16 protein-coding genes are annotated in these 21,635 nt (G+C 67.1%); 12 read left to right on the top strand and 4 right to left on the bottom strand.

Going from position 1 to position 21,635, the window contains the following annotated elements; genetic code table 11:
• Window positions 1–57 precede the first annotated feature (57 nt).
• The 4 genes from V7Q48_RS11030 (at window position 58) to V7Q48_RS11015 (ending at window position 6,318) form a co-directional block, all read left to right on the top strand.
• Complete coding sequence (locus tag V7Q48_RS11030; RefSeq protein ID WP_442947126.1) at window positions 58–2,463, top strand: TonB-dependent receptor; 2,406 nt, start codon at window positions 58–60, stop codon at window positions 2,461–2,463.
• 211 nt (window positions 2,464–2,674) lie between these two features.
• Window positions 2,675–3,559 (top strand): sterol desaturase family protein, encoded by an 885-nt coding sequence (locus tag V7Q48_RS11025; RefSeq protein WP_333838132.1) that lies wholly within the window; start codon window positions 2,675–2,677, stop codon window positions 3,557–3,559.
• 53 nt (window positions 3,560–3,612) lie between these two features.
• Window positions 3,613–5,214 carry a tetratricopeptide repeat-containing sulfotransferase family protein gene (locus V7Q48_RS11020; protein ID WP_333838131.1) on the top strand — a complete coding sequence of 534 codons (1,602 nt, stop codon included), beginning with the start codon at window positions 3,613–3,615 and terminating at the stop codon, window positions 5,212–5,214.
• 90 nt (window positions 5,215–5,304) lie between these two features.
• Complete coding sequence (locus tag V7Q48_RS11015) at window positions 5,305–6,318, top strand: alpha/beta hydrolase (protein WP_333838130.1); 1,014 nt, start codon at window positions 5,305–5,307, stop codon at window positions 6,316–6,318.
• Window positions 6,319–6,331: 13 nt separating this feature from the next.
• Here the strand turns inward: V7Q48_RS11015 and V7Q48_RS11010 are convergent, their stop codons facing one another.
• Window positions 6,332–7,774, bottom strand: a complete 1,443-nt coding sequence (locus tag V7Q48_RS11010; protein WP_333838128.1) for a sensor histidine kinase — start codon at window positions 7,772–7,774, stop codon at window positions 6,332–6,334.
• 157 nt (window positions 7,775–7,931) lie between these two features.
• Window positions 7,932–9,083 (bottom strand): M20 aminoacylase family protein, encoded by a 1,152-nt coding sequence (locus tag V7Q48_RS11005; RefSeq protein ID WP_333838127.1) that lies wholly within the window; start codon window positions 9,081–9,083, stop codon window positions 7,932–7,934.
• Window positions 9,084–9,198: 115 nt separating this feature from the next.
• On the opposite strand from V7Q48_RS11005, the gene V7Q48_RS11000 reads away from it, so the two are divergent.
• Window positions 9,199–10,326, top strand: coding sequence for a zinc-binding metallopeptidase family protein (locus V7Q48_RS11000; protein ID WP_333838126.1), 1,128 nt, complete (start codon window positions 9,199–9,201; stop codon window positions 10,324–10,326).
• 14 nt (window positions 10,327–10,340) lie between these two features.
• Here V7Q48_RS11000 and V7Q48_RS10995 read toward each other — a convergent pair whose 3' ends face one another.
• Complete coding sequence (locus V7Q48_RS10995) at window positions 10,341–12,158, bottom strand: putative bifunctional diguanylate cyclase/phosphodiesterase (protein WP_333838125.1); 1,818 nt, start codon at window positions 12,156–12,158, stop codon at window positions 10,341–10,343.
• A gap of 165 nt (window positions 12,159–12,323) precedes the next feature.
• Here V7Q48_RS10995 and V7Q48_RS10990 point away from each other — a divergent pair, with 165 nt between their 5' ends.
• The 7 genes from V7Q48_RS10990 (at window position 12,324) to proS (ending at window position 20,563) form a co-directional block, all read left to right on the top strand.
• Window positions 12,324–14,090, top strand: coding sequence for a chloride channel protein (locus tag V7Q48_RS10990; RefSeq protein WP_333838124.1), 1,767 nt, complete (start codon window positions 12,324–12,326; stop codon window positions 14,088–14,090).
• 72 nt (window positions 14,091–14,162) lie between these two features.
• Window positions 14,163–15,530 (top strand): DNA repair protein RadA, encoded by a 1,368-nt coding sequence (gene radA, locus V7Q48_RS10985; RefSeq protein WP_333838123.1) that lies wholly within the window; start codon window positions 14,163–14,165, stop codon window positions 15,528–15,530.
• A gap of 9 nt (window positions 15,531–15,539) precedes the next feature.
• Window positions 15,540–16,142, top strand: coding sequence for a CvpA family protein (locus V7Q48_RS10980; RefSeq protein WP_333838122.1), 603 nt, complete (start codon window positions 15,540–15,542; stop codon window positions 16,140–16,142).
• 3 nt (window positions 16,143–16,145) lie between these two features.
• The gene (locus V7Q48_RS10975) at window positions 16,146–16,574 is read left to right on the top strand and encodes an iron-sulfur cluster assembly scaffold protein (RefSeq protein ID WP_333838121.1); all 429 of its coding nucleotides are present in this window, start codon (window positions 16,146–16,148) and stop codon (window positions 16,572–16,574) included.
• Between the two features lie 57 nt (window positions 16,575–16,631).
• Window positions 16,632–18,239 carry an MFS transporter gene (locus V7Q48_RS10970; protein ID WP_333838120.1) on the top strand — a complete coding sequence of 536 codons (1,608 nt, stop codon included), beginning with the start codon at window positions 16,632–16,634 and terminating at the stop codon, window positions 18,237–18,239.
• Window positions 18,240–18,358: 119 nt separating this feature from the next.
• Window positions 18,359–18,931 (top strand): polyhydroxyalkanoate synthesis repressor PhaR, encoded by a 573-nt coding sequence (phaR, locus tag V7Q48_RS10965; RefSeq protein WP_333838119.1) that lies wholly within the window; start codon window positions 18,359–18,361, stop codon window positions 18,929–18,931.
• Between the two features lie 84 nt (window positions 18,932–19,015).
• Window positions 19,016–20,563 (top strand): proline--tRNA ligase, encoded by a 1,548-nt coding sequence (proS, locus tag V7Q48_RS10960; RefSeq protein WP_333838118.1) that lies wholly within the window; start codon window positions 19,016–19,018, stop codon window positions 20,561–20,563.
• Window positions 20,564–21,077: 514 nt separating this feature from the next.
• Here the strand turns inward: proS and V7Q48_RS10955 are convergent.
• The gene (locus V7Q48_RS10955; RefSeq protein WP_333838117.1) at window positions 21,078–21,536 is read right to left on the bottom strand and encodes a universal stress protein; all 459 of its coding nucleotides are present in this window, start codon (window positions 21,534–21,536) and stop codon (window positions 21,078–21,080) included.
• Window positions 21,537–21,635: the final 99 nt, after the last annotated feature.

Here is a 21,635-nt window from a genome sequence, read left to right as displayed (position 1 = left end):
GGGGCTGACGTGAACAAGCGAACTATCCGGACGACACTGTACTGCGCCACGATCCTTATGGGGAGCGCTGCTGCGCCCGCCTGGGCCGTACCTGCTGCTGCCGCAGCGCCCGCCCCCGACGCTGCGGCTCCGGCCGAGGCCGGCACGGGCGGTGATGATCTCAACACGATCGTCGTCACGGCCACGCGCCGCGAGACCACGCTGCAGGACGCGCCGATCAACATCAGCGCCATCGCGCCCGCCGAACTGGCCCGCCAGCGCATCGATGACGTCAAGGGGCTGGCGGCATTCACGCCGGGCCTGACCGTTGCCGACACCGGCCCCCGCTCCACCGGCAACATCATCCTGCGCGGCATCAGCTCGGGCGACACCAGCGCCACGGGCTCGAACTTCGAGAACTCGGTCGGCGTCTATCTCGGCGAAGTGCCGCTCTACCTCGATTTCAAGCTGCTCGACATCAACCACGTCGAAGTGCTGCAGGGGCCGCAGGGCACGCTGTATGGTCTGGGTACGCTGGCCGGTGCGGTGCGCTACATGCCCAACCGCCCCGATGCCAGCAAGCTTTCGGTCGACATGCATGGGCGCTGGTTCGGTGAGGCGCACAGCAAGCAGGCGGGCGTCAACGCCGACGGCACGATCAACATCCCGATCGTCGAAGACCACATCGCGCTCCGCTCGACCGTCGGGTATTACTACAATCCCGGCTTCATCGATTACAACTACCTGCTGATCCGCCCCGGCGTGTCCAACCCGCAGCCCGTGCGCGGTGCAACCGCCGCCGATGCCTCGTTCGGCAGTCCGGCGCAGCGCGCGGCGAACTTCTATTCCAAGAAGGACGTCAACTACGAGGACACCTTCACTACGCGCAACCAGCTGCTTCTGCAGGCCAATCCCAACGTCAAGCTCTACTTGACCTATGCGCACCAGATCACCAAGTCGCAGGGCCAGCAGGCGACCGGCGCGGGCGTGCTCGGCACGGGCAAGTACGAGGCGCCGTGGCGCTATCTCGAACCGACGACGCGCGCCTCGGACCTCTATGCGGGCGAGTTGAACGTCAATCTGTTCGACGTGGCGCAATTGGTCGCGACGACCGCCTGGACCAACCAGAAGGTCACCTCGCAGTTCGACAACACCGACCTGCTGCTCGACCTCGACTACGGTTACGAAGCGTTCCCGCAGTTCTCGTCGTACAACCGATCGACCGGCAACCGCTACCAGTTCAACGAGGAAGTCCGCCTCGTCTCCACCCACGGCGGGCCGTTCAGCTGGGTTCTGGGCGGGTTCTACAACAACTTGCGCTTCCAGTCGCAGTATCGCGAATATGTGCCGGGTTACGCGCAGTGGGCCGGGATCTACCGCCCCGACAACCTCGAATACATGTCGTTCGTCAACACCCGCACCAAGGAAAAGGCGGTCTACGGCGAGGGCACGTTCCACATCACCCAGGCCTGGCAGGTCACCGGCGGCCTGCGCTACTTCAAGTACGATGCCTTTGCCGAGGGTGGCACCGATACCCCGCTGCTGCCGGGCGGTATCCGCCGCACGCCCTATCCGCTGGTGGTCTTCGCGCCGAGCCGCATCAAGTCGGGCGCCACGGCCTCGGACGGCTTCGTGTGGAAGGCCAACACCTCGTACAAGGTCAGCGACGACCTGCTGCTCTATGCGACATACAGCACCGGTTATCGCACGGGGAACGTCAACCGCGTGGCGCCCTGCATCCTGCCGCTGCCGCCGGGCCAGAACGTCTGTGCATTGCCGGGCGAACTGGCGTACCAGCCGGACAAGACGCGTAACGCCGAGATCGGCATTCGCGCCGGGCTGTTCGACAAGCGCCTGCAGTTCACCGCGAGCGCGTTCCACATCAACTGGAATGGCATCCAGGTGCCGAGCCAGACCGTCAACGGCGCGGTGGGCATCGTGGTCAACGGCGGCAAGGCCGTGTCGCAGGGCTTCGACGTGACCGCACAGGTCAAGGTGACGAACGCGCTCTCGCTCAAGGGCATGTATTCCTACACCGATGCGCACCTGACCGAGGATGCGCCCGGCATCGTCGTCAGCGGGGGCGTCAACTACGACGCGTTCTCCGGCGATCGCTTGCCTGGCTCGACCAAGCATTCGGGCAGCGCGCAGGTGACCTATACCTACCCGCTCCCCGAAGGCCGCGACATCGAGGCCAACTGGGCGATGACCTACACCGGCGACATGTACTCGCGCGTCGGCCTGCGCGGCTTTGGCGAGGTCATCCCTGCGTACACCACGCATCGTGCCTCGGTGACTTACCACGGCGGGATGTTCGACGTCGGTCTCTATGCCGACAACATCTTCGACAAATACGCCATAACCGGCATTTCCAACGATCGCAGTTCGTACAACCAGACGCGGACTGGGGTGGTTGAGCGCTACTACGCCACCAGCATCCTGACGCCGCGCCGCATCGGTATCGACATGCGGATGCACTACTGATCCTTCGGGGCGTGGGGAGGCGCCGTTGCCAGGCCGGTAGCGGCGCCGCCTTGCTGTTTTGCCCAAAGGGCGAGGGATTGCGCCAGCGCAAAGACATGGGCAATCTGTGATCCAAGATGGTGGTTCAGGGAATAGCGTGCAGGACCGACGAATGACCATGATGACCCAAGACATTGTCAGTGTGTCCCCGCCTCGCCGCCTGCGCGAGCGTATGATCGGGTTGATCCCGCCTGCAACGCTCGCCGCGGTCGTCGCGTTCTGGGCCTTCGCCCCGGCATCGGTGACCGGCTACGGCTGGACGCTGACCATCCTCTCGACCGTGATCTCGGCGTGGATCCTCGCGCTCGAGTGGCTGTTCGAGCGGCACGAGGGCTGGCGGCTCAACCGGCAGGAGCTGATGACCGACGTGTTCTACGTGGTGCTGATGACCACGGTGATCGGCTGGGCGGCCAACACCTTCGCGGACTCGCCGCTCCATACGTTGAAAGTCTCGCTCGGCCTCGCCACGCCCGGCCTCGCCAAGCTGCCGTTCCTGCTGCAGGTGTTCCTGGTGTTCTTCCTGGTCGAGTTCGGCCAGTACTGGATGCACCGCGCGATGCACAACTGGACGCCGCTGTGGCTGACTCACGCGCCGCACCATCACATCACCCAGCTCAACGCGCTCAAGGGCTATGTCGGCAATCCGATCGAGCTTTGGCTGATCAGTCTCAGCGTGATCGCGCTGTTCGACTTCGACACGACCGCGATCCTCTGTGCCGCCAGCGTCGGGCAGGTTGTATCCGGCTTTGCCCATGCCAACGTGCGCGCGGATCCGCCGTGGTTCTACGCGTTCTTTCTCACCACCATCCGCAATCACAGCCTGCACCACTCGGTCGGCTACGAGGAAACGCGCTGCAACTATGCCAACTCGATGATCCTCATCGACCGCGTGTTCGGCACGTACCGCGAAGGTGAGGGCGTGCTGGTCGGTCAGGACGAGCGCCGCCGCCTGTCGATCCGAGAACAGTTCCTGTTCCCGTTCGTCCCGGTTCTCGACGCATGGAAGCGTCGCCGTGGAGGTGGCGCACCGTCAGCGACGCAAGCGCTGGGCAATTGATCCGCAACGCCGGTCTTGCGTCACCCCGCCACGCGGTGCCAGACCGGCGCACGATGACCAGGATCCCGTCCGACGCCGCTACTTCCATAGCCCTGCGCGCCGCGCATGCCCGCCGCGCGCTCGAGGAAGGCGACTTCGTCATGGCGCACAAGCTGGCGCAGGGGCTGGTCGCTACCGCGCCCGAGGCTGCCGAAGGGCACTTCCTCCTCGCAATGGTCGAGGCTTCGGCCGGACGGCTGGCGCCGGCGGTCGATCTCCTGCGCCGCGCGATCGCGCTCGAGCCGCGCGGGGATTACCTGGCCCAGCTGGCCCGGCTGCTCATCACCCTGCGCCGCGATGGCGAGGCGGCAGAGGCGCTGCAGCGTGCCGAAGTGTCGCCGCCGACCGATGCGCTGAGCCGCGACACCATCGGCTGCGTCTATGCCCGGCTCGGCGATCATGCCGCCTCGGTCCCGCATTTCGCCGCGGCGGTGGCGGAGGCGCCCGACAATCCAGAATTCCGCTACAACCTCGCCGCCGCGCTCAACTTCGTCGGCCGCGTCGACGAGGCCGAGATCGCGTTCGAGGCGCTGATCGCAATGCGGCCGGGCGAAGGGCGGGCGCATCATCTCCTCGCCAGCTTGCGCAAGCAGACACCGGCGGCCAACCACATCACCCGGCTGCAAGGCACGCTCGACCAGGCCACTAACCGACGCGACCGGCTGCTCATCGGCTATGCGCTGATGAAGGAGCTGGAAGACACCGGTGCGCGCGATCGGGCCTTTGCGCAATTGACGGCCACCAACGCCGAACACCGCGCGACGCTGGCCTACGATCCGCAAAGCGACGCGGCGAACGTCGCGGCGATCATGCAGCATTGGCCGCCGCCAGCCTCCGCTCGCCCGCTCGCGGCGGATGCCGGGCCTGCGCCCATCTTCGTGATCGGCATGCCGCGCACCGGCACCACGCTCGTCGACCGCATCCTGTCCTCGCATCCCGATGTGGAGAGCGCAGGCGAACTCCAGGCCATGCCGCTCGCGGTCAAGCTGGCGGCAGGAACGCGCAGCCGAGTCGTGCTCGACCCCGAGACCATTGCCGCCGCAGCGCGCGTCGATCCCGCCGTCATCGGGCGTGACTACCTGGCGCGCGCGGCACATCACCATCGCCGCGGTGCCCCCCGCTTCGTCGACAAGTTCCCCGGCAACTTCCACTATGTCGGCATGATCGCCCGCGCGCTGCCGAATGCGCGGATCGTCTGCCTGCGCCGCCATCCGCTCGACACGGTGCTCAGCAATTTCCGCAATCTCTTCGCGATCTCCTCGCGCTATTACGACTACAGCTACGATCTGCTCGACATCGCGCGCTATTATGCCGGTTTCGACAGGCTCATGGCGTTCTGGCGTGAAGCGCTGCCGGGCCGCGTGCTGGAAATCGACTACGAAGCCTTGGTCGCAGACCAGGAAGGGCAGACCCGTGCGCTGCTGTCGCATTGCGGCCTTGCATGGTCCGACGCCTGTCTCGACTTCCACACCAATGCCGCGCCGGTCTCCACGCCGAGCGCGGCGCAAGTGCGCCAGCCAATCTACCGCGATGCCGTGGCGCGGTGGAAGCATCACGCGGCGGATCTGGCCCCGGCAGCGCAATGGCTCGAACGCGCCGGGATCGCAGTGGCATAGGCTTGGGCGCCCGGGCGGTTGCCAAAGGCCGCCAGTGCGGTACATCGGCTTTCCGGCGCCAAGACCCTGCGCCGCGAGGGAAAACCTGCCATGGATGAGACGACATTGGACCGCCGCACCTTGTTTCTCGGCGCGGGGCTCGTGGGGGCAGGTGCCTCGCTTTTCGGATCGTCCGCCCTGGCGGCGCCGCCGCCGCTGGCGATCCCTCCGGGTATTTCGGCGACGCCAATTGAATGGTCGCAGGCCGAGCAGGTCATGCTATGGAACGGCGCCCCTCCCGGCGGGACGTTCCGTGCCGTCCCGCGCGACGCGAAAATGGCCGACACCTTCATCAGCAATGTCGCTGCGCCTTATCTGCGGGTATTTCGCCCCGCGCGCAGCAATGGCCGGCCGCTGCTCGTCATTCCGGGCGGGGCTTACCGCTTCGTGTCGATTCGCAACGAGGGCGTCGATGTGGCCAAGGCGTTCACCGCGCTTGGCTATACGGTCTATGTCCTCGTCTATCGTCTGCCGAGCGAGGGCTGGCGTGTCGCCGGCGGGCTCGCCCGCGCCGACGTGCCGCTGGCCGACGCCCAGCGTGCCGTCCGCAAGGTGCGTAGCCTTGCCGCCGCCCACGCGACCGACCCGGCCAAGCTCTCGGTCATCGGGTTTTCGGCCGGCGGACATCTCGCCGCCTCGTTGCTGACCGACTATGCCGCGCCGGTCGTGCCGCCGCGCGACGGGATCGACCAGATGGATTCCAGGCCTTGCGCCGGTGCGCTGATCTATCCGGTCATCGCGATGGAGGCACCCTATACCCACGCCATGTCGGCAGAACTGCTGCTTGGGCCCAACCCCACGGCCGCCCTGGTGGCGCGCCGCTCGCCCGCACGGCATGTGACGGCCAATACGCCGCCGGTATTCCTGGCTCACGCGTTCGACGACCCCGCCGTGCCTTGGCAGAACACCCGGCTGTTCGCCGATGCGATGCTCGCGGCGCACCGCCCGGTCGAAGTGCACTATCCCGAGGAGGGCGGCCATGGCTTCGGGACAGGGCCCTCGAATGCGCCGGCCGGTCAGTGGCCCGCGCTGCTGGCGTCATGGCTGGACCGCAAGCTGGCCTAAACGGACGGCGAGGTCAGGCCAGCTCGACCCTGCAACGGCAGACCAGACCATCGGGCGCATAGTCGAGCGTCACCTTGTTGTCGGCCTTGCGCGGTAGTGCGCGCTCGATCAGCTTGGTGCCGAAACCCTTGGCTTGCGGCGTGCGGACTTCCGGTCCGCCGGACTCGCGCCATTCCAGCTCGACGCGATCGGTGCCCTCCGGCACCCACCAGCGTATCGCGATCGATCCCGTCTCGTTCGACAGTGCGCCATACTTGATCGCATTCGTCGCCAACTCGTGCAGGATCAGTGCCAGGCCCTGAGCCGCGTTGGCCTCGATCGCGACGCTTGGGCCCTCGATGCTGATCCGGCCGAAGACATCGACGTGCAACTGCATGACGGCCGGAACGATCTGCGCGACATCCGACGGTGCGACCCGTCCGTCGACCAGCGCGGGCTGGGTTACCGCAAGAACGCCCAGCCGGGCCAGGATCGACTGCCGCGCGGCGGCCACGCCGGGCACATCGCGAAGCGTCGCCGAAACCACGGCCTGCGCCATGGCGAGGGTATTCTTCACGCGATGCGCGCTCTCGCGGGTGATTGTCGCCATCCGTTCCTCGGCGCGCTTCTGCTCGGTAACGTCGTTGCCCTGGACGAAGATGCCATAGACCGCGCCGCGCGCGTCGCGCAGCGGCTGGTAGACGAAGTCGATGAACAGCTCGGCCGGGGCGGCATCGGGGGATTGCTGCAGCATGACCTGCACGCCGTGGCCGACGAAGGTCTCGCCGGAGGTATAGACTTCGTCGAGCAGCGTGATGAATCCCTGGTCGACGACTTCGGGCAGGGCTTGGCGGACCGGCTTGCCGACCAGTTCTCGCCCGCCGACGAGGCGGCGATAGGCCATGTTCGCGATCTCGAACACGTGATCGCGCCCGCGCAGGATGCCAACGAATCCCGGCGCCTGGTCGAACAGCTCGCGCAGCCGGCGGCTTTCGTCCTGGACCTTGTTGGCGCGCATGAGGATGCCGGCCTCGATGATCGCCGCATTCTGCAGGTGCGATCCGCCGTCGAGCAGGTCGGTGATGTCGGCCGTGTGCTGCAGGATCGCGCGCAGGCTGCCATCCTCGGCCAGCACCGGCACATGTGTTGCGCTCCAATAGCGCATGGCGGGGGGCTCGCCTGCGGTCGAGATGTCGTAGGGGATGAACGCGATGTGGTCGGTCTCGTGCGTAGCGAGAACGCGGTCGAACGAGGCCCTCAGCAGACGATAGCTCTCGCTTGTCTCGTCAGCCGGAAAAGCCTCGAACAGAGGCATGCCGATGATTGCCGCTCGTACTCTGCCCACGACGTTCTCGTAGGCCGCGTTGCAGGTCAGTATCGGCAATGCGTGGGTCGGCCCTACCAGAATGTAGGCGTTGGGCGAATATTCCAGCAGATTCCAGTCGATGGCGCCGATGTCGGTATGGGTAGGGATCATCGGCCAGCCTCTCGTCCATCCACCCGCACCCGGCGTTTGCGCCCGGCGCCGCAAGTGGGCGGCAGAGCCGACCCTGCCACACTCCGACCGCCACGCAAATGTAAACAACCATTATCTGCACAAAAACGTGCAGAATTCTGCCGGATTTCGGCCCCGCCTATCGGCCGAGCCAGTGGCGGGCGAGCGCCACGTGCAGGGCTATGCCCGTGGCGAGAACGTCGTCGTTGAAGTCGTAGTGCGGGTTGTGCAGCGGGGGCGGCGTCGCGCCGCGCCCCTGGCCCAGCCAGATATAGGCGCCCGGGCACGCCTGCAGCATGAAGGCAAAGTCTTCCGAAGTGAACGCCGGATCGGGCGCGAGTTGTGCCGTGCCGACGCCTGCCGCAATCGCCAGGACGTCAGCGGCCGCGTCGGCGTCGTTGATCGTCGCGGGATAGTAGCGGGTGTAGGTCACGTCCGCGGCCACCCCGAACGACGTCGCCACGCCTGCGGACATCGTCTCCAGCCGTTCGGCAATGATCGCTTGTACCGCCGGGTCGAAGGTTCGCACCGTGCCGATGATCTCGACCGTCTCGGGAATGACGTTGTGCGCCAGCCCGCCGTTGATCTGCGTGACCGAGATTACCGCCGATGCGGTGGCCGGGATCGCACGCGAGACGATGGTATTGACCTGCCCGACCAGCGCTGCGGCGGCGAGGATCGCGTCCGGGGTGGTGTGGGGGATCGCGGCATGGCCGCCCTTGCCGGTCAGCACGATGCGAAACTTGTCGGCCGCCCCCATGATCGGACCCGGCCGCGTGGCGATCGTCCCGGCGGGCAGGTCCGGCCAGTTGTGCAGGGCATAGACCCGGTCGCACGGAAACCGCGTGAACAGCCCGTCCTCGACCATGGCCCGCGCACCGCCTTGGCCTTCTTCTGCAGGCTGGAAGATGAAATTAACCGTCCCGTCGACGAGATCGCGATTGGCGGCAAGGTGCTGGGCGGCGCCCAGCAGCATGGCCATGTGCCCGTCGTGCCCGCAGCCGTGGAACACGCCGGGGTGGCGGCTGGCGTAGGGCAGGTTGGTCTGCTCGTGGATCGGCAGGGCATCCATGTCTGCGCGCAGGCCCACGCTCCGCCCCGAGGAGCCGTTGCGCAAAACCCCGACGACACCCGTACCGCCGATTCCTTCGTGCACCTCCAGCCCGATCGCGCGCAATTCCTGCGCGATCCGGCCTGCGGTGCGATGCTCGGCAAAGCCGAGTTCGGGATGCGCGTGGATGTCCTGGCGAAAGGCGCGGAGCGGAGCGAGCAGGTCTGCGATCGTCGTCATCTGCGCACGCTGACCGATCGCATGGTCCGCGTCAAAGGGGCAAAGGTGCCAAATTGCCGGAACGGAGCGGGTGCCGCGGCGTAGTGGGGGCGTCCCCCGATGCGAGAGCGAAGCCATGCGCCCGTTTGCCTGCCCCAACTGCCGCCGCCTCAACCATTTCGAAGTGCGCGTCTGTCCCGACTGCAGCGCGACGCTGGGCTATGATCCCGGGATCGATCGCTTCCGCTTCCTGGCCGACCAGGGCACCGTGTGGCGCGACCGCGAGGGCGCGGCCGCCGACCTCGTCGTCTGCGCCAACAACAACGCCTACGGCATCTGCAACTGGCTCACCACGCCCGAAGCCGACGGCGGAATGTGCCGCGCATGCCGGCACAATCGCACCATTCCCGATCTCAACGATCCCGCCGTTCCGCCGCTCTGGGCGAAGGTCGAGGAGGCCAAGCGCCGCCTGTTCCATACGCTGATTCGCCTTGGGCTGCCGCTGGAAACCAAGGCCGAGGAGCGCGACGGGGTGCAGGGCCTGGCCTTCGATTTCCTCCACGCCGGCGATGGCGCGACGGGAGGCACCAAGATCATCACCGGGCACGACGAAGGCCTCATCACGCTCGACGTCTCCGAGGCGGACGATGCGCATCGCGAACAGGTGCGCCTGGCGATGGGCGAGCCCTACCGCACGCTGCTCGGCCACTTCCGCCACGAAGTCGGCCATCACTACTGGTCACGGCTGGTCGCGACCGATCCTGACCGGCTCGAGGCGTTCCGTGCCCTGTTTGGCGACGAGCGCACAGACTATGCCGCGGCGCTCCAGGCCCACTACAATGGCGGCGCGCAGCCCTGGACCGAAGACTTCGTCAGTTCCTATGCCACGAGCCACCCGTGGGAAGACTTCGCCGAGACCTTCGCGCATTACCTGCACATCGTCGACGTCCTGGCCACCGCCCGCGGCTTTGACCTGTCGCTGACGGCCTTCGGGGGCAGCGATGGCGATGGCCACGTCGCGGTCGAGTTCGATCCGTACCGCGCCGACGCGCCCGCTCTGACGGCCGAGATGGCGCCGGTTTCGTTCGCCATGAACGCCGTCAATCGCGCCATGGGTCAGCCCGATCTCTACCCGTTCCACCTGTCAGACGCGATCGCCGCCAAGCTCGCCTTCATGCAGCAGATGGTCGCCGACGCGCGCGCAGCCAATTCGCAGGCAATGGCCGAGCACCACCAGCCAGAGGTCATGGGCGTCGCGTCCTGATCGGGCGCAATTGGTCAGGCGCTGCGGCGATCGCGCGCCCACTGGTCATGGCGCGCGGCCTGCGCCTTGACCAGCGCGGCCAGGCCCGCAGCATCGACTGCCGGCGAGAACAGGTAGCCCTGGCCCAGCATGCACTCCATGTCCGCGAGCTTGGCCGCCTGGGCCGCTGTTTCGACACCCTCGGCCACGACCTGGATGCCGAGCTTGGAGGCGATGCCGATCACGCCCTCGACAATGATCTGGCTCGGCCGGTGCGATACGATCCGATCGACGAAGGACTTGTCGATCTTGATATAGTCGACCGGCACCGAGATCAGGTGCGTCAACGAGGCGAAGCCGGTGCCGAAGTCATCGAGCGCGACCTTGAGGCCGTGACGGCGCAGCGCGGCGACGGAATTGCGCACGACCCCGGCATCGTCGTCCATATAGACCGCCTCGGTGATCTCCAGCACGATGAGCGAGAGCGGTACGCCGTTCGCGCTCATGGTTTCGGCCAAGTGATCGAAGAACCCGGCGCTGTGCAGGTCGGGTGAACTGACGTTGATGCCGACGCGCTGGAAGTCGAGCCCACGGTCGAGCCACTGGCGCGCGTCCTGCGCCACCTGGCGGACCATCGCGCGAGTCAGCGCGCAGGCGGTCTGCGCATCGGTCGTCGCCTCGTGGAACGCTCCGGCGCTGTGGATCTGGCCGCCGACCTCGATGCGGCACAAGGCCTCGAGCCCGGTGATCAGGCCGGTCTCGAGATGGATGACCGGCTGGTAGTAGGCAAGCAGCCGGCCATCGCGCAGCGCGCTGTCCACTTCGCGTACCGCATTCATCCGCCGCGTCATGCGCGTGCCGATCCCCGGCCAGTATCGGATCACCCCGCCGCGGGCGATGTCCTTGCCGTGGTACAGCGCGAAATCGGCATTCTGCTGGACGCGTGTCGCGTTGCAGTCTCCGGGCGTGCAGGTGGCGATGCCGACCGTCGCGGCAGGCCGGACCAGGTCGCCCACGTCCTCCACCGGCTCAGCCAGGGCGCCAAGCAGCCGGCCGGCGGCCGTCTCCAGCGCTTCGAGCGTGGCGGAATGATCGACGATCACGGCAAATTCGTCACCGCCGATGCGGAAGACGCGATTGGGGTGGGCGGCCGCCACGAAGCGATGGGCGGCATGGCACAGCAGCCTGTCGCCGGCATGATGGCCGAACGTGTCGTTCACCGCCTTGAAATTGTCGAGGTCGATCTGGAACAACGCCCATCCGCCCTGCTCGCAATCCAGTGCCTCGAGCGCGGCGTTGAAGGCGGCGCGGTTGGCAAGGCCGGTCAGTTCGTCGGTGTTGGCGCGGCGAAGTTGCTCCTCCACCCGCCAGTGTCGCTCGAGTGCAATGGTGCACAGATCGACGCAGGCATCGACGATGCGTCTCTCTTCTGCGGTCGGCGGACGCGGATCGCGGTAATAGAGCGCCAGCGCGGCGACCGGATCAGGCTTCCCGGCGAAGATGGGCCGGGACCAGCAGGCGCGATAGCCATGCGGCAGGATGTGATCGCGATACCCGGCCCAGGCCGGGTCGCAGGCAATATCCGCGCTGACCACTTCCTGCCCGGTAAAGCATGCCGTGCCGCACGATCCCGCGGCGGGGCCGATCGGCAGGCCGTTGACAGCATCGACATAGGCCTGGGGCAGTCCGGCGGCGGCGAGCGTTTGCAGCGTTTCTTCGGGCGACAGGGTGACGATTGAGCAGGCAAGGCCCGGCAATAGCCGCCCGAGGTCTTCGCAAAGACGCTGCGCCGTGGCCTCCAGCGTCTCGCCGCGCGCGATCATTTCGAGAATGCGGCCTTGGAACTTGATCATCGCGCCATCCCGATCATTCCGGTCAATGCGTTGGTATGCTGGATTTGGGCTAACGAGTCCTTGCGCTGCCTAATGGTGGTACCCGTACGCGCCTGGAATATCTTGACAATTGATCGGGGCCACTTTGCGTTTGACCCGCCCGCCGTTCGCGGCTTTGAACGGGCGATGCGTAACGGTTGGTCCAGCGCCGTCTCTGCTCTCTCGATCAGGCTCTTCGTGCGCCTGCGCCGCCTGCTGCGCGGCAGCGAGGCCGCTTTCATCGTGCTCGCCGCGATCGCCGGCCTGCTCGCCGGCCTGTCGACCAACGCGCTCGGCTGGCTCGCCCACGCGATGCAGCAGGTGTTCTACGGGCTCGAGGGGAACCGCCTGAGCGCTCTGCCCGAAGTGCGCCACCCCTGGCGCTTGCTGGCGCTGCCGCTCGGCGGGCTGGTGCTCGTCCTGTGGTCGCGCTGGCTGCGGCGACGCGGGCGCGGGCTGGTCGACGTGGTCGAGGCCAATGCCCTCCATGGCGGGCGGGTGCCGCCTGCCGACAACCTCATCATCGCCGGCCAGACTGTCGTCTCGAACGGCGTCGGTGCCTCGGTCGGGCTTGAGGCGGCCTACGCGCAGATGGGCGGCGGGATGGCCTCGCTGCTGGGACAGGCTATGAAGCTGCGGCGCAACGACTTGCGCACGCTCGTCGGGGCCGGGGCAGGCGCGGCCGTGGGGGCCGCGTTCAACGCGCCGCTCGCCGGTGCCTTCTATGCCTTCGAGATCGTCATCGGCTCCTTCGTGCCTGGGGCCGTCGCGCCGGTCATGGCGGCTGCACTGGCCGCTGCGGCGATGTCGCGGCTGATGGGCAGCGAGCCTTGGCTGATCGCGACGACCGCTGCCGGACGTGCGCTGGCCTATCCGCAGTACCTCGCTTTCGGCGTGCTTGGTGTAATCTGCGCGGTCGTCGGCATCGTTACGATGCGCCTCGTCACCGGGGCGGAGCAGGGACTGCAGCGGCTCCCCTGGCTGGCCCGCTGGCGGCCGGTGCTGGGCGGTGCGCTGCTGATCCCGCTGGCCCTCGTCACGCCGCAGTCGCTTTCGGCCGGCCATGGCGCGCTGCATCTCAATCTCGCGCTGCGTCCCGGCCTCGATTTCCTGGCGATCGTGCTGCTGGCCAAGATCGCGGCCTGCGTGATCGCGCTGTCGAGCGGTTTTCGCGGCGGCCTGTTCTTTGCCTCACTGTTCCTCGGCTCGGTCGTGGGCCAGGCGTTCTCGATCATCGCCGGGCAATTGGTGCCGGGGCTGGCGCTGGACCCGACCGATGCCGCGCTCGTCGGCATGGCCGCGCTCAGCGTGTCGATCGTCGGCGGGCCGATGACGCTGGCCATGCTCATGCTCGAGATCACGCACGACTTCGCGCTCATGGGCGTGGTGCTGACCGCCTCGCTGGTTTCGGGCACGTTGACGCGCGAGCTGTTCGGTTATTCATTCTCCACCTGGCGCCTGCACTTGCGGGGCAGCACCATCCGCGGCCCGCGCGACATCGGCTGGATGCTCAACCTCTCGGCCGGGCGGATCATGCGGCGCGACTGGGTGTCGATGCCCGAGGACCTGACCGTTGCCGAATTTCGCGCGCGCATGCCGCTCGGCTCGTCGAGCAAGGCCGTGCTCGTCGACGAGCAGGGGCGCTATGGCGGCATCCTGTCGACCGCCGCGGCCTATCGCGCCGACTTGGCGCCCGACACCCGCCTCCATGCGCTCGCCGGCCTGTGCGACGTGACCGTCGCCCCGGCGGCCGACATCAAGGCGATCCTTGCACTGTTCGACGACCACGCCGCCGACGAAATCGCGGTGGTCGACGGCGTCGGCGTGGTGCAGGGGGTCATCACCGAACGTCATGCGCGGCGTCGCTATCTGGAGGAAGTCGAAGCCGCACAGCGCTCGGCCTTTTCGGAATAAGCGGTTCGCGCGCGCCAGACTGGAGCGAACGGTGGCTTGCGTTCCACATCTGTTCGCATTAGGCGCTAGCACATGGCCAAGCCCAAACGCCGTTATGTCTGCCAGGCCTGTGGCAGCCTGTCCTCGCGCTGGCAGGGGCAATGCCCCGATTGCGCGGAGTGGAATACGCTCGTCGAAGAAGCACCGCAGACGGTGTTCTCGGCCAAGCATGACTTGTCGAGCGGCGGTCGCGCGGTGCAGTTCGTCTCGCTCGACACGCCCGTGGCCCTGCCGCAGCGCCGCAAGACCGGCCTTGCCGAATTCGACCGCGCGCTTGGCGGCGGGCTGGTCCCCGGCTCGGCGATCCTCATGGGCGGCGACCCCGGTATCGGCAAGTCGACACTGCTGCTGCAGACCGCGGCGGCCATTGCCAACAGCGGCGGCCTCGTCGTCTACATCAGCGGCGAAGAGGCTTCGGACCAGATCCGCCTGCGCGCGGACCGGCTGGGGCTGGGCAAGGCGCCGATCCGCCTCGCCTCGACGACTTCGGTGCGCGACATCCTCACCACGCTGGGCACCATGGATGCGCCTGCGCTGCTGGTGATCGATTCGATCCAGACCATGCACTCCGACCAGATCGAGGGCGCCCCCGGCACGGTCAGCCAGGTGCGCGGCTGCGCCTTCGAGCTGATCCGCTATGCCAAGGAAAACGGCGTCGCGCTGGTGCTCGTCGGCCACGTCACCAAGGACGGCTCGATCGCCGGACCGCGCGTGCTCGAACACATGGTCGATGTGGTGATGAGCTTCGAGGGCGAGCGTAGCCACCAGTACCGCATCCTGCGCGCCATCAAGAACCGCTTCGGCGCGGTCGACGAGATCGGCGTCTTCGCCATGGCCGGGGCAGGGCTGGAGGAAGTGGGCAACCCCTCGCTGCTGTTCCTGTCGGGGCGCGAGGACCCCGTGCCCGGCAGCGCGGTCTTCCCCGCGCTCGAGGGGACGCGCCCGGTACTGGTCGAGATCCAGGCCCTGACGGTTCGCCTCGCCAGCGGCGCCACCCCGCGCCGTGCGGTGGTCGGCTGGGATTCGGGCCGCCTCGCCATGTTGCTCGCCGTGCTGGAATCGCGCTGCGGCCTCAGCTTTTCCTCGGCCGAAGTCTATCTCAACGTCGCGGGTGGTTATCGCCTGACCGACCCGGCGGCCGATCTCGCGGTGGCCGCGGCGCTGGTTTCGGCCCTGGCGGACCGGCCGCTGGCGGCGGGCAGCGCCTGGTTCGGCGAAGTCTCGCTGGCGGGCGAAGTGCGCCCCGTCGCCCATGCCGGCGTGCGCCTGCGCGAGGCGGCGAAGCTCGGTTTCCAGCAGATGCACGGGCCCGACGGCGCGGCGGAAAAGGTCGAGGGCTTGCGCTTCTCCCCCATCCGCCTCCTGCCAAATCTCGTTGACCGGGTGATGAGCGGGGCTTAGGTCCGGCCCATGACCGGGTTCGATTATGTCGTCTTCCTGATCGTCGCGGTCGGCGCGATCGGCGGGTTCTTTCGCGGCTTCGTGGAAGAAGTGTTCTCGCTCATGGCCTGGGCCATCGTGCTGGTCGCGGTGCATTACGGGCTCGAGCCGCTGACCGCCTGGCTTCAGCCGCACCTCAAGACCGAGACCGGCGCGGGCGTGCTGGCCTATGCCCTGCTGATGATCGTACCCTGGGGGCTGATGCGCCTCATCGCCCGCCGGCTCGGGGCGGCGAGCCGCGATTCCATGCTCGGCCCGATCGATCGCCTGCTCGGCTTCGGTTTCGGTGCGGTCAAGGGGGCTATCCTCGTCGTGCTGGGCTTTGCGCTGATCGTCTTTGCCTACGACGTGGTCTGGGGCGTGAAGGGCCGGCCCGAGTGGATCACCGCCGCGCGAACGTATCCGTTCCTGAATGCCGCGAGCGAGGAACTGGTCTCGATGATTTCCGAGCGCCGCGCTGCCGCGGCTGAGGCGGCCGACGACGATGCGACCGCCAACGCGACGACCGATCCCGAGGCGAAGCCGACGCACAAGGCAAAGTCGCACCGCCGCAAGCATCCGGTGGAAGGCTGACCCATGGCGAGCGTCGCCGTCCTCTACACGCCCGACGTGCTCGCCGCCGCGATGGAACTGGCGCAGTGGCCGTGGCGCGACGATCTGCCGCTGACCGGGTCGGCGCGATCGCGGGCCTGCGGCAGCGCGCTCGATATGGGCCTAGCGCTCGACGATGATGGCAACATCACCGCCATAGGCCTCAGGCCCCACGCCTGTGCCGTCGGGCAGGCCGCAGCCCGCATCTTTGTCGGCGCCGCAGCCGGCCGTTCCCTGGCCGACATTACCGCCGCGCAGGCCGCGCTCGCCGCATGGCTGGCCGATGCCGAGGCGCCCGAGCCGGATTGGCCGGGGATCGCCCTGCTGCGCACCGCGCGCGGCGTTCCGGGGCGGCACGGCGCGATCATGCTGGCCTGGGATGCGGCACTGGCGGCCTTGGCCAAGGCAGGCTAGGCTGCGGGCACAAGACAAGCCAGAACAGGGGCCGTGGCCCCGGGGGACATCACGACCATGACAACCACGACGGCGCAGCCGAGCGCTGCCGACATCCGCCTCGTCATCGGCGCGAGCGCGGCGGGCACCGTGTTCGAATGGTACGATTTCTTCATCTACGGCACGCTCGGTTCGATCTTGACCAAGGCGTTCTTCCCGACCGGCAATGCCACGCTCGAACTGTTGCTGTTCTGGCTGGTCTTCGCGGTCGGTTTCGGTTTCCGTCCGCTGGGCGCAGTCCTGTTCGGCTTCCTCGGGGATCGCCTGGGGCGCAAGTATACCTTCCTCGCCACCGTCGCGCTGATGGGCATCGCCACGGCCGGCGTCGGCTTCGTCCCGCCGGCGGCCCAGATCGGCTACGCCGCGCCCGCGATCGTCATCATCCTGCGGATCGCGCAAGGGCTGGCGCTGGGCGGTGAATATGGCGGCGCCGCGGTCTATGTCGCCGAACATAGCGAGCCGGGGCGGCGCGGGTTCTTCACCAGCTTCATCCAGGCCGGCGTCATCGGCGGCTTCATCCTCAGCCTCGTCGTGGTCCTTGTCTGCAAGCTGGCGTTCGGCCCGGCGGCATGGGCGGCATGGGGCTGGCGCGTGCCGTTCATCCTCAGCCTCGCGCTGCTGGCGATCTCGCTGTGGATGCGCTTCAAGCTGTCGGAAAGTCCGGTGTTCCAGGCGATGAAGGCCGAAAACGAACTGGCCGGCAACCCCTTCATCGAGAGCCTGACCTGGCCCGGCAACAAGAAGCGCCTGCTCGTGGCGCTGTTCGGCATCGCTGCCGGCCTCACAGTGATCTGGTACACCGCGATGTTCAGCAGCCTGAATTTCCTAAAGACCGCAATGCGGATGAACGAGACGGCGGCCGAATTGATCGTCGGCATCGCCGCCCTGTTCGGTATCGGCGGCTTTCTGCTTGCTGGCTATCTGTCGGACAAGGTTGGGCGCAAGGCGCCGATCGTGTGGGGCTATGTCGCAACGCTCATCCTGCTGTTCCCACTCTATCATGGCATCGGCGCGGTCGCCAATCCACGCCTTGCGGCGCAGGCGCGCGAGTTGCCGGTAATCGTCGCCGGCCCCGATTGCCGGTTCGACACTTTTGCAGCCGAGCAGGCCACGCCGTGCGGCAAGCTGCTGTCCGACCTCACCGCCAGCGGGGTGCCCTACCGTCTCGAGAACGCCGCGTCGCTCAGCCTCCACGCCGGCGCCGCGCGCCTGCCGCTCGATGACTATGCCTGGGGCGATAAGAAGCTGCGCGCCGAGCAGTTGCATTCGATGCTGCGCACAACGGGCTACGATCTCGCGCGCGTCACGCCTTCGGTGGGGCAGGCGGTCCTGTTGATCCTGTTGCTCGTCGCGCTCATGGCGCTGTCGGGGGCGACGTATGGCCCGGTCGCCGCAGTGCTGACCGAGATGTTCCCGCCGCGCATACGCTATTCCTCGCTGTCGATCCCCTATCACATCGGAACGGGCTATTTCGGCGGATTCCTGCCCTTCCTGTCGACGCTGATCGTCGCCAAGACGGGCAATCCCTATTCGGGGCTGTGGTACACCTGGGTCGTGGTCGTGGTGGCGTTCCTCGTCTCGGCCTGGGGCCTCAAGGGTGGGATGCCGCGCGACGACGCGTATTGACCGGTCGCCGCCACCATCCCGGTCGCAAGGTTTCGCCACCGGGATGGACCGACTGTTATTGCGCTGCACATATCGCGTCTGCTAATGGTTGACGACATCCGCAGCGGGGTCAGAAAAAAATGGCAAACCAGGCAAAGGACGGCGACACCGTCATCATCAAGAAGTACGCCAACCGCCGTCTCTACAACACGCGGACGTCCAGCTACATCACGCTCGATCACCTCGCGCAGATGGTAAAGGAAAACGTCGAATTCAAAGTGATCGACGCCAAGACTGGCGCTGATCTGACGCATTCGATCCTGACGCAGATCATCATGGAGGAAGAGGCCACCGGCGAGCAGATGCTGCCGACCAACTTCCTGCGGCAACTGATTGCGATGTATGGCAATTCCATGCAGGCGCTGCTGCCCGGCTACCTGGAGGCCTCGATGGAACACTTCCGCGAGAACCAGAACAAGCTGCGCAAGGCGATCGAGGATTCGATCGGCGCCAACCCGCTCGCGCAGATCGCGCAGCGCAACATGGAAATGTTCAAGGCTGCGGCCGCGGCCTTCGTACCCGGCGCCACCGCCGCGGCAACCGCCCCGCGCCCCGAAGGCGACAAGCCTGCGAGTGGCGAGACGGGCGAGCTGTTCGAACTGCGCAAGCAGATGGCCGAGATGCAGAAGAAGCTCGACCAGCTGGGCAACTGATGCGGGTCTTCTGCCGTTAGATTTTGCAAGTGCGGTCGCATTGGGGCGTTGCCCGAATTCGCCGCACCCGCTAACCGGCAGGGCATGAACCAGCCCAAGATCAAGCACGCGCTGCCGGTCACGCGCGACGAAGACTTTGCCCAGTGGTACCAGGCGGTGATCGCCGAGGCCGAGCTCGCCGAGGAATCCGGCGTGCGCGGCTGCATGGTCATCAAGCCATGGGGCTATGGCATCTGGGAACGCATCCAGAAGCTGATGGACGAGCGCATCAAGGAAGCCGGCGTCGACAACTGCTACTTCCCGCTGTTCATCCCGCTGTCCTATTTCGCCAAGGAAGCCGACCACGTCGAGGGCTTCGCCAAGGAAATGGCGGTCGTCACGCATCACCGCCTGATCGCCGATCCCACGGGCGGGCTGATGCCCGATCCCGAGGCCAAGCTCGAAGAACCGCTGATCGTGCGCCCGACCTCGGAGACCGTGATCGGCGCGGCGATGGCGCGCTGGGTTCAGTCGTGGCGCGATCTTCCGCTGCTGACCAACCAGTGGGCCAACGTCGTGCGCTGGGAAATGCGCACGCGCATGTTCCTGCGCACCAGCGAGTTTCTCTGGCAGGAAGGCCATACCGCGCACGCCGACGAGGCGGACGCGATGACCGAGACGCTGCGCGCGCTCGAAATGTACCGCAGCTTCGCCGAGGACGTGCTGGCTCTGCCGGTCGTCGCCGGCCCCAAGCCCGAGAACGAGCGATTCCCCGGCGCGGTCGCGACCTATTCGATCGAGGCGATGATGCAGGACGGCAAGGCGCTCCAAGCCGGCACCTCGCATTACCTCGGCACCACGTTCTCGCAGGCAGCCGGCATCCGCTACCAGGACAAGGAAGGTCAGCAGGCGCTGGCGCACACCACGTCGTGGGGCGTGTCGACGCGCATGATCGGCGGCGTCATCATGACGCACGGCGACGACGACGGGCTGCGCACGCCGCCGCAAGTCGCGCCGCATCAGATCGTGATCCTGCCCATGCTGCGCGACAACGACGGCGACGAGGCGCTGCTCGCCTATTGCGAAGAACTGCGCAAGGCTCTGGTCACGCAGCAGGTGTTCGGTGAAAAGGTGCGTGTCCTGCTCGACAAGCGCCCCGGCAAGGCCACCGCCAAGCGCTGGGCCTGGGTCAAGAAGGGCGTGCCGCTGATCCTCGAAATCGGTGGCCGTGACGCCGAGGGCGGTCAGGTGTCGGCCGTGCGCCGTGACAAGCTGTGGCGCGAGGACGGCAAGGTCAACTTCGTCGGCCAGAGCCGCGAGGACTTCATTGCCAGCGCTGTTGGCGAACTCGAAGCGATCCAGGCCGCGCTCTTCGCCGAAGCCGCCGCACGCCGCGACGCGCAGATCGAGACCGGCGTGACCGACCTCGACGGCCTTGCGGCCTACTTCGCCGAAGACCGCAAGTTCCCCGGCTGGGTCCAGCTCGGCTGGTCGCGCCCGACCGGCGCGGCGCTCGACAAGGTCGTCGAGCAACTGAAGGCACTCAAGCTGACCATCCGCAACACCCCGCTCGATGCACCGGCACCCGGCGGCACCTGCCCGTTCACCGGCGAACCGGCGGTCGAGACGATCCTGATCGCGCGGGCATACTGAGCCGGCCCGAACGGATCCAAGGGTGGGGAAAAGCCGCGGGTGGCAAGCTATCAGCTGCCCGTGTGCCACCTCCGTTCGCCCTGAGCCTGTCGAAGGGCGCTAGCGCTGCGCTTGCCAGCACGGGGCTTCGACAAGCTCAGCCCGAACGGTTCTATGGATAGGGAAAATGTGCGGTAGCAAGCTACCAACTGCCCACACATTACCCCCGTTCGCCCTGAGCCTGTCGAAGGGCGCTAGCGCTGTGCTTGCCAGCATGGGGCTTCTTCAAGCTCAGCCCAAACGGTTCTATGGATAGGGATGATGGGCGGCGGCAAGCTGCCAACTGCCCACACATTACCCCGTTCGCCCTGAGCCTGTCGAAGGGCGCTAGCGCTGCGCATGCCAGCACGGGGCTTCGACAGGCTCAGCCCGAACGGTTCTATGGATAGGGATGATGTGCGGCGGCAAGCTGCCAACTGCCCATACATTACCCCGTTCGCCCTGAGCCTGTCGAAGGGCGACAGCCGCAGACCGCTCAGCTCACGGCGTCGATCGCCTCATCGCTCACGCCGCCAGGCACGATCATCAGCACGCAGGGCAGGGTGCCGGCGTGGGCTGCGAAGTGGCTGACCAGCGGGCCGGGACCATCGTCCGCGGCGCCGAGCACCAGAGCCGAGACCTCGGGATGATCCTTGAGGTATTCGCGCACGACTTGCGGGCCGTTGCCCTGGCGCACCGAGATCAGCGGCGCGAGGCCGGACTCGCTGGCGAGGCTGCCGGCGGCGGTGGTGGCCAGCACCTCGGCGCGGTCGCGCGCTTCCTGCTCGATGGTGGCCTGAACGCTGCCGAAAGCGACGAATTCTTGGGGCGGGACGAGGGCGAGGATGTGTACGCCGCCTCCGGTGCGAACGGCGCGGCGTGCGGCGAAGCGGAGCGCGCGCGCGGATTCCTCGGTCTCGTCCATCGTGACCAGATAGATCCGCTGGTCGTCCATTGTCGCAAGTCCCTCCCGTTTGGCCGCTGAAGCTAGGGCAAATGCCCCCGGCTGGCAACGCATGCCCCATGCGCGGCGATTTGCGCAGCGCCTGCCGTA

It is taken from the genome of Novosphingobium sp. (assembly GCF_036803765.1).
Classification (GTDB): Bacteria; Pseudomonadota; Alphaproteobacteria; order Sphingomonadales; family Sphingomonadaceae; genus Novosphingobium.
This window is presented reverse-complemented; position numbering and strand designations above follow the sequence as displayed.